Here is a 6390-nt window from a genome sequence, read left to right as displayed (position 1 = left end):
GGCGCGCTTCGCGGCGGCCAGGGCGCCGCGCGCCTGGCGGAGCCGTTCGCGGGCCGATGGTGAGCTGATCACGGCGAGCACCTGGCCCCGCTTGACCCGCTGGCCCGGTTTCACCCGCAGGCGGGCCAGGGTGCCGTCGGCCGGGGCGGTCAGGGTGGCCGCCGCCCGCGCGACGACCGTGGCGGGAGCGTCGATCTCCTCCGTCACGGCGGCACGTGCCGCAGCGGCGAGCGTGATCGACGGTTCGTCGCCACCGCACGAGGCGGCGGTGGTGACGGTCAGGACGGTGACGGCGAGCAGGACGGTGAGCAAACGGAGCCGCGGGGCTGGCAGCCGCGGCGAGTCGGAGCGGCGCACGCGACACATGCTACGAGCCCTTGTCGATGTCGGCCCGGCCAGGGCCTCTGGTCAGCGCACCGCGCCGCGGATGTACGCGACACACTCCTTGTGCAGGTCAGACCAGGGGGCGTCGAAGATCTCCTCGGCGGTCTGCCGTGGAATCCGGCGGTCGTGCAGCACGACCTTGGCGAAGGCCAGCAGGCGTTCCTCACCGAACCGCTCAAGGAAGTAGCGGGCGGCGAGGTACGCGATGCCGTAGCTGCCGGTCACCGCCTTGTCCGTGGTGTCCCCGTCGGGAGCGATCGTGTCGAGCTTGCCGTCCCAGTCCCCCTTGACCAGCCGCCGGGTGTCGCTCAGTCCGGCGTACCGGGCCAAGGGCTGGCCGTCGACCGCCGCGAGTTCCGCCAGGCCCTCGACCAGCCACCAGGTGGACTCGTCCGAGTAGTCCCGTTTCTGGGGCAACGTGGCGGCGTGGGCCAGCTCGTGCCGGAGCACCTCGTCGAGGCCGGTCCCGTAGACGAAGCTGTCGGGCGCGAGTACCAGCTCGTAGTGCCCACCACCGACGTTCACCGCGTACCCGGCGCTCCACTCCGGATGGTCTCCGCCGTACCAGCGCCTCCACTCCTTCTGCCCGGCGTAGAAGATCCGGTACCGGTCGGGTTTCGTGCCGCCCACCACGTACTCGTCGGCTACCTTGGCCGCGGCTTCGGCCCGCCGTGACAGGCCCGGCAGGCGGTGCCGGTGCGCCGGAGGAACGGCCACGATCGTCCGCTTTCCCGTCTTGGTGACCAGCGCGCTGACCTCCCAGGGCAGGCTGCCGGGCTGCCCGTTGGCCCGGTCGCCGACGGTCGGTGCGGGCTTCGACCTACCGATCGCGAGCAGCCGGGGCTCGGCTCCGTCGCGCCACCGGGTCTCGACGATGAGTGGGCTGGGCCGGCAGTCCGGCGTCACGAAGCAGTACTGGAACTCGACCGCCAGCCGCCACTCTCCGATCTTGCCGGCCGTCATGGGCAGGCCGCTCGGGCGGGCCGCCCAGCGGGTCACCCGCAACGCCCGTAGCGCAGCGAACCGTTGGCGCAGGTCGTCCCGGGCGGCGGAGCCCGCGATCTTCAGGAAACCGGACCGGTCGCCACTGAGCAGCGCCGCGGACTGCTTGTCGAGCTGTGCGGTGATCCGTTCGGCGAGCTGCCGGGCAGCGACGGTGGTCGGGTTCTCCGTCGGCGAGGCGGCCGTGGCCGGCTCACCGACCTCCACGTCGGACAGCAGCACCGCCGGTATGCCGCCGCTCAGCGTCAGCAGGACGGCACCAAGCGCCGCCCACATTGGCCACCGCCGCCGAGGTCGACTCGCGGGCACCGGAACGTCGACGGGCGCCGGGATCTCGGCGGGCGTCGCCGTCATCGGCGGATGCGTCGTCTCGGACGCCGGCATCGATTGGTCGTCGCCCGCAGGGCCCCCGTGATCCACCGGCGAAGGGTACGGCTTCCGGCGGCGGCAGCGAAAGAGTGATCGACCGGAAGTCGCTGCCGTACGCCGGGTCAGCCCGCGCCGGGCTCCCCCGGGGCGGGCCAGGACGAGAACGCCACGCCCAGCGCGGCGATCATCTGGTCGAAGGAACGATCGAGTTCGCGAGGCAGCCCGAAGTCGCCGGCCGCTTCCAGGGACACGAAACCGTGCACGGCCGCCCGGAACATCCGGACCCCGTCCACCGCGGCGTCACCGTCGATGCCGTAACCCCGCAGGATGGCGTAGACGACGCCGACCGCCCGCTCCCCGGCAGCCAGGTGTGCCGGGTCGGCCGGATCCGGTACCCGTTGGGTGGCGGGATAGCGACCGGGGTGCCGCCGGGCGTACGAACGGTAGGCGGCGGCGACGGCCCGCAGTGCGTCTTCGCCGCTCCGGCCGGCGGCGGCGGTGGTCATCTCGTCGGCGATCTCGGCGGTCGCCAGCGCGGACAGTTGCTGCGCGAGCGCCTCGGCGCCCTTGATGTGCTTGTAGAGGCTGGGCAGCGCCACGCCGAGCCGGTTCGCCAGCGCGGCGAGGGTGAGCCGCTGATACCCGACCTCGTCGACGAGCCGGGCCGCCTCGCGCACCACGACCTGCGCGTTGAGCCCGGCCCTAGGCATGGTTGGCCGCCGCCAGGAAGCCGACCAGTTCGTTCGCCATCGCCTCTGGACGGTCGGCGTGCGGGTAGTGCCCGGCGTCGCTGAGCATCCGCGCCTCGGCGACCGGAAAGAGCCGCCGGGCGGCCCGCGCCTCGGCACCCGGATCGGGGAAGTCGGGGTCCTTCGTGCCCATCAGCACCAGCACCGGCTGACGCACCTGCGGGGCACGGGCGGTCCAGTGCGGCTGCACCGGGTGGATGACGCCCCGCACGGGCGCCATCCGGCCGGGGCGACGCAGCGCCGCCACCAGGTGCCGGCGGTACTCCGCGTCGTCGGCCGGACGGTGCACCGGGAAGAGCGTGCGGTGGAACAGGCCGAACAACCGTGGACTGCGCAGCACCACGGGTTGCGCGAGCCGCAGGAAGGGGTTGAGCTTCGGCTGGTTGACGAACGCGCCGACCAGCACGATGCCGTTGACCAGGTCCGGTGCGTCGGCGGCGGCGAAGACCACGGCCGCGCCGCTGGACGAGTTACCGACCAGGACGGCCGGACCACCACCGAGGTCGCGAACCACCGCGAGCAGGTCGCCACCCACCTCCGCCGGGGCGTACGACGGCCAGTCGGCGCTGGAGTCGCCGTGCCCGCGTACGTCGATCGAGGCGACCCGGTAGCCCGCCGCCACCAGCAGCGGAATCAGATGCCGGTAGGAGTGCCGGTTCTCTCCCATGCCGTGCGAGAGCACCACCAGCGGCCCCTGCCCGTGCACCTCGTATGCGATCCGACCGCCGGCACGCTCCACCAAGCTAGCTGTCATAACCAGAAGGCTAATGGCATTAGCCAACGGCGTCAAGGCTGCGCCGCGTACCGCCGACCGGGTCGATCGGCGGTACGGGCGGGGGTTACTTCGTGGAGGCGAGCGCGCGGGCGAAAAAGGCCAGGTTGGCGGGGCGCTCGGCGAGACGGCGCATCAGATAGCCGTACCAGTCGTCGCCGTAGGGCAGGTAGGTGCGCACCGTGTAGCCCTCGCCGACCAGGCGAGCCTGCTCCTCCGGCCGGATGCCGTAGAGCATCTGGAACTCGAAGCGGTCGGGGTCACGGTCGTACCACCGCGCCCGGTCCACACCGATGGCGATCAGACGCGGATCGTGGGTGGCCAGCATCGGGTAGCCGTCGCCGGACATCAGGATGTTGAGGCACCGGACGTACGACTTGTCGACCTCGCGGGCCGACTGGTAAGCCACCGACTCCGGCTCCCGGTACGCGCCCTTGCACAGCCGCACCCGCGACCCGGCCGACGCCAACTCGCGGCAGTCGGACTCGGTACGCCGCAGGTAGGCCTGCAGCACCGCCCCGGTCGACGGGTGGTCCTTACGGAGCTTGGTCAGGATGTCCAGGGTCGAGTCGGTGGTGGTGTGGTCCTCCATGTCGAGGGTGACCGCGGTGCCCGCCGCCTCGGCGGCGGCGCAGATCGCCCGGGCGTTGTCGTAGGCGAGTTGCTCGTCGAACGCCTGGCCGAGCGCGGAGAGCTTCACACTCACCTCCGCCGCGGGCGTCAGCTTCGCCTCGGCGAGCATTCGTAGCAGCGTGAGGTACTCGTCCCGGGTGGCGTTGGCCTGTTGACCGGTGACGGTGTCCTCGCCGAGATTGTCGAGGGTGACCGCGAGACCGTCGTCGACGAGTTCGCGGGTCGCGCGCAACGCGTCGGCGGTCTTGGCGCCGGCGACGAACCGGCGGACGACGTCCCGGGTGAACGGGGCCGTCGCGACGAGCCGCTCCACCCGGGATGACCGGGAGGCGGCAAGGATGACGGAACGGAGCATGAGCCGAGCGTAACGCCCACCCGACCGCCAGGTACGGTCCCCGTCCGCCCCGGGCCCGGGACGGACGGGATGGCTTTCATCGGTTACAACCATGTCGTGGAACAACGCCCTCGCCGCCGACTCCGATCGGCCACCGTACAGCTCGGTGCGATCACCGCCCTGGCGCTCGCCCTCTCCGGCTGCAACATGACCTCCGACGACGACGATGACGACTGCGCCCTCGGCCCGACCGGTGGCGGCGAGACGGTGGCCCTGGCCCTGCGGGTGCCGGCCCCCGCCGCCGAGACCAGCGTCGGCCGGGTCGCGCCCGAGCCGGTCGGCGCGGCCGTGCCCGACCGCGGCGGCTTCGGCACCCACCTCGCCGCCTGCGGCGGCTGAACGTGCGTCGCGAACCGACCACACCGCGCCCCGACTGGGACACCACCATCCGGGAGCAGGGCCTGGTCTACGTCGACACGGAGCTACCCAACGGTGGGGTGATGTCGTACTGGGACGAGACCGCCGCGTACGCCTTCGAGCTGGACGAAGTGCTGCGGCTGGAGGAGGCAACCGAGGAACTGCACCGGATGTCGGTGGCCGCCGCCGAACACGTGGTGGCGCGCAACCGTCACGCCGAGTTCGGCATCCCGGCGTGGGCGGCCGAGGCGGTCGCCCGCTCGCTGCGGGAGACGCCACCGACCCTCTACGGCCGTTTCGACCTCTGGTACGACGGCAGCTGGCCGCCGAAGCTGCTGGAGTACAACGCCGACACCCCGACCGCGCTGGTCGAGGCGAGCATCATCCAGTGGTATTGGCTGGAGCACACCCGCCCGGACCTGGACCAGTGGAACAGCCTGCACGAACGGCTCGTCGGCAGCTGGACGAAGATCGGCGCCGGGCTGCACGACCGGCGGGTGCACGTGGTGTGGTCGAACGAGGAGGAGACCGGCGAGGACCACATGACCGCCGGCTACCTGGCCGAGACCGCCCGCCAGGCGGGGCTGGACGTCGAGCTGCTGCCGATTCAGGATCTCGGCTGGGACGGCCGACGCTTCATCGACACCGACGACCGTCCGGTCACCACCTGCTTCAAGCTCTACCCGTGGGAGTGGATGCTCGCCGAACCGTACGGTCCACTGGCGTTGACGCCGGGCACCCCGACCACCTGGATCGAACCGGCCTGGAAGCTGCTGTTGTCGAACAAGGCGTTGCTGGCCGTGTTGTGGGAGTTGTACCCGGGGCACGAGTTGCTGCTGCCGGCGTACCTGGACTCGCCGCGCGGGATGCGCGAGTACGTGGCCAAGCCGCTGCTCGGTCGGGAGGGGGCCGCGGTGCGGATCGTCACCCCCGGCGAGGAGATCAGCAATCCGGGTGAATACGGCGACGAGGGCTTCTGCTACCAGGAGTTCCGGGCGTTGCCCGAGTTCGCCGGGAGCCACCTGGTGCTGGGCAGTTGGATCGTCGACGGGGAGTCGGCGGGTGCCGGGCTGCGGGAGAGCGCAAGTCTGATCACCGACGGCTACGCGCGGTTCCTGCCGCACTACATCGATGCGCCACGCCCGGAGTGAGTCGTCTACCGTGGGAGCGTGAACTTCGACGCGTACGCCCGCACCGGGGTTGACCTCGTCAACGCGCGCCTGGACGATCTCGACGATCTGCGGGCCATCTTCTGCGACGACCAGGAGTGGATGCGCGACGAGGCCGCGGAGCGGGACCTGCCGGCCTTCCGGCGCGCGCAGAAGCGATTGCGTGACGTCTTCGAGTACGGCACCTCGGGGCGGGACGTCGAGGCGGTGAGCGAACTGAACTCCCTGCTGGAGGCGTTCCCGGTGCAGCCGCGCATCTCGGGGCACGACTCCAGCGACTGGCACGTGCATGTGACCAGCCGGGGCGCCTCGGTCAGTTCGGAGTATCTGGCCGGCGCGGTCTGGGGTCTGTCGGTGTGGCTTTGCGAGTACGGCAGCGCCCGATTCGGCGTCTGCGCCGACGACCGCTGCGGCAACGTCTACCTGGACACCTCGTCAAACTGCTGCCGGCGGTTCTGCTCGGAGCGCTGCGCCACCCGCTCACACGTGGCCGCACACCGGGCCCGCAAGCGGGCCGCCGTGCCCAACCAGCCGGATCCGCTGACACCGGTCTCCTGATCG

General features: G+C 71.5%; 7 protein-coding genes and 1 pseudogene. 3 read left to right on the top strand and 5 right to left on the bottom strand.

Translation table 11 applies throughout. The annotated features are described in order from the left end of the window. The 5 genes and pseudogenes from AC2CHE_RS18205 to AC2CHE_RS18185 form a co-directional block, all read right to left on the bottom strand. Positions 1-366 (bottom strand): annotated as a pseudogene (locus AC2CHE_RS18205) (efflux transporter periplasmic adaptor subunit); the annotation flags it as partial. A 42-nt stretch (positions 367-408) separates the two neighbouring features. Further along, complete coding sequence (locus AC2CHE_RS18200) at positions 409-1662, bottom strand: hypothetical protein (protein WP_484506091.1); 1254 nt, start codon at positions 1660-1662, stop codon at positions 409-411. 215 nt (positions 1663-1877) lie between these two features. Further along, a complete protein-coding gene (locus tag AC2CHE_RS18195) occupies positions 1878-2465 on the bottom strand; it encodes a TetR/AcrR family transcriptional regulator (protein ID WP_484506090.1) in 588 nt (195 codons plus the stop codon). Next, positions 2458-3258, bottom strand: coding sequence for an alpha/beta fold hydrolase (locus AC2CHE_RS18190; protein WP_484506089.1), 801 nt, complete (start codon positions 3256-3258; stop codon positions 2458-2460). Before AC2CHE_RS18190 ends, AC2CHE_RS18195 begins: the two co-directional genes overlap by 8 nt. An 85-nt stretch (positions 3259-3343) precedes the next feature. Then, positions 3344-4264: a proline dehydrogenase family protein gene (locus AC2CHE_RS18185; RefSeq protein WP_484506088.1), complete on the bottom strand. Its 921-nt coding sequence runs from the start codon at positions 4262-4264 to the stop codon at positions 3344-3346. 69 nt (positions 4265-4333) lie between these two features. Here AC2CHE_RS18185 and AC2CHE_RS18180 point away from each other — a divergent pair, with 69 nt between their 5' ends. Genes AC2CHE_RS18180 through AC2CHE_RS18170 form a run of 3 tightly spaced genes read left to right on the top strand, consistent with a single transcriptional unit; the run spans position 4334 to position 6387 of the window. Next, the gene (locus tag AC2CHE_RS18180) at positions 4334-4642 is read left to right on the top strand and encodes a hypothetical protein (RefSeq protein WP_484506087.1); all 309 of its coding nucleotides are present in this window, start codon (positions 4334-4336) and stop codon (positions 4640-4642) included. Positions 4643-4644: 2 nt separating this feature from the next. After that, on the top strand, positions 4645-5811 hold the full coding sequence (locus AC2CHE_RS18175) for a glutathionylspermidine synthase family protein (protein WP_484506086.1): 1167 nt from the start codon (positions 4645-4647) through the stop codon (positions 5809-5811). 18 nt (positions 5812-5829) lie between these two features. After that, positions 5830-6387, top strand: coding sequence for a CGNR zinc finger domain-containing protein (locus AC2CHE_RS18170; RefSeq protein WP_484506085.1), 558 nt, complete (start codon positions 5830-5832; stop codon positions 6385-6387). The last annotated feature ends 3 nt before the right edge of the window (positions 6388-6390 follow it).

The organism is Micromonospora sp. ATLC16, assembly GCF_057196645.1.
This window is presented reverse-complemented; position numbering and strand designations above follow the sequence as displayed.